The following is a 2,365-nucleotide window of genomic DNA, read 5'->3' as shown; positions in this document are numbered from 1 at the left end:
TCAAATGTTAAATAATCAAGTTTCAAAAGCTGTTCGCTTAGCGATCGCTTTTGGTGCGGCATCAACGGCTGCATTTTCTGCGAGTACTATCGCAGCAGAAGACGAAAGTGCTGAAAAAGTTGAACGTATCCAAGTTACCGGTTCACGCATTAAGCGTACCGATTTAGAAAGTGCAAGCCCAGTGTTAGTGATTGGTCGTGAAGATCTTGCTGCCACTGGTGAGTTAAGCATCGGTGACATTCTTCAACAAATTCCAGCAGCGGGTGCAGCTCTAAATACTGCGTTCAATAACGGTGGTAATGGTTCAACTAACATGGACCTTCGTAACCTTGGCGCTCAGCGTTTGTTGGTGCTTGTAAACGGTAAACGCTGGGTGTCTTCACTTGGCTCGACTGTTGATTTAAACTCTATTCCTGCTGCTTCTATTGAGCGTGTGGAAGTGGTAAAAGATGGTGCGTCAGCAATCTATGGCTCTGATGCAATCGCAGGTGTTGTAAATATCATCACACGTCGTGACTTCGAAGGTGTTGAACTGTCATTGTATGGCGGTGAGAATATGAAGTACAACGACGGACGTCAATATTCAGCAGACCTAACGGTAGGTACTACTTCTGACCGTGGTGGCTTAATGATGAACTTAAGCCATGTAACGCAACAAGAAATCTGGGCTGGCGATCGTGATATTTCATCAATGGGTAACAGCTCGACAACTGAAAAAGGCCGCATTCGTTTAACTTCTAGCGCTATCAGCTCTGATTTACGCGATCAATTGCTTGCACAAGGCTACACTGAAAACAATGCAGGTAAATCTAATGCTGGTTTCGATCTAGTACCAAATGGTGCTGGTTCTTCAGTAGGTCTTGATTCATTCCGTGACCGTGATGGTGATGTATATAACTATGCACCTGAAAACTACCTAGTCACGCCTCAAGAACGTAACAGCTTCTACGTTCAAGCTTTCTATGATATCAGCGATGATGTTCGATTTGTTTCTGATTTCATGATGACAAACCGTGAATCTTCACAGTTACTTGCTGCGATGCCATTAACAATTGGTGCTTCGTTTGGTGCTGCTGCAAGTCGTGTTGATATTCATGAAAATAATATTTATAACCCTTTCGGTGAAACGTTATATGGTGATGCAGCACGCTCGGGTGTTGAAGGTTACATTCCTTTTGCCGGACAACGTCGTTTCGTAGAAGCAGGTAACCGTATCTATCGTCAAAATGATACTACATACCGTGCAATGGTAGGTCTTGAAGGTGGTATCGGTGATACTTCTTGGGTTTGGGATGCATCGTATATTTATGGTAAGAACAGCCAAGATGTATACACGACAGGTCTTCTTAACCTAACGCGTATAAATCAAGCCCTAGGTGACAATTGTAATGCATCAACGTCATGTGTACCGCTAAACTTATTTGGTGGTGCGGGCTCTATCACTCAAGATATGATTGACTTTGTAACGTTTGACAGTGTTTCACGTGAAGGTCTTGAGTTAAAAGATTATACTCTTAACTTCTCTGGTGATGCTTTTGAGTTGCCTGCAGGTGTCGTTGGCATGGCTGTTGGTTTTGAACGTCGTGAAGAAAGTGGTTATGACACACCAGATCCGTTAACTCAAAGTGGTGAAACGTCAGGTAACCAACGTGATGCAACATCGGGTGGTTTCCGCTTAGATGAAGCTTACGTAGAGCTATCAATTCCAGTAATTGAAGGTTTAACTGTTTCTCCAGCGATTCGCTTCTCAGATCACAGTGCTTATGGTAGTAACTCAACGGCTAAAGTAGGTGTTGAGTATCGTCCAATTGATGATTTATTACTACGTGGTACGTGGGCTGAAGGTTATCGTGCACCTTCTATTTCAGACTTGTACGCAGGTAACGCAGATTCTTACCCAACTTTAACGGATCCATGTAACTCTGTTGATGGTGTAGTTCCTGACCTTCCAGGTTGTGCGGGTGTACCAAATGGCTATGCACAATCAAATACTCAAATCCGAATCACGAATGTTTCATCTCCAGACTTAAAGCCTGAAGAGTCAGAATCTAAAACGTTTGGTTTTGTGTATAACCCAAGCTTTGTTGACGGTTTAGAGTTCACTGTAGATTACTACGATATTGAAGTAACTAACTCGATTGGTCGCTACGGTGCATCTCGTATTTTGAGTGAGTGTGCGACGGGTGACAATACAACGTCATGTGATTATATTGACCGTGATGTAAATGGTAACGTAACTGACTTACGTAACTTCTTACAAAACTCTGGTACATATAACGTTGAAGGTATCGACTTCTATACTGCATATAAGTTTGATACAGAATACGGTAGCTTCCGTACTTCACTAGATGTGTCATACGTTATG

Annotated in this window: 1 protein-coding gene; it reads left to right on the top strand. The window is 42.7% G+C overall.

Features of this window, described 5'->3' with window-relative positions:
- Positions 1-4 precede the first annotated feature (4 nt).
- Positions 5-2,365 (top strand): TonB-dependent siderophore receptor (locus tag JIG41_RS02735; protein WP_199524222.1); only part of this gene is annotated, 2,361 nt, incomplete at its 3' end.

Source organism: Pseudoalteromonas sp. bablab_jr011 (assembly GCF_016464045.1).
GTDB lineage: Bacteria > Pseudomonadota > Gammaproteobacteria > Enterobacterales > Alteromonadaceae > Pseudoalteromonas > Pseudoalteromonas lipolytica.
Note: the sequence above shows the minus strand (reverse complement) of the source record. Positions and strands in the feature narration are given on the sequence as shown.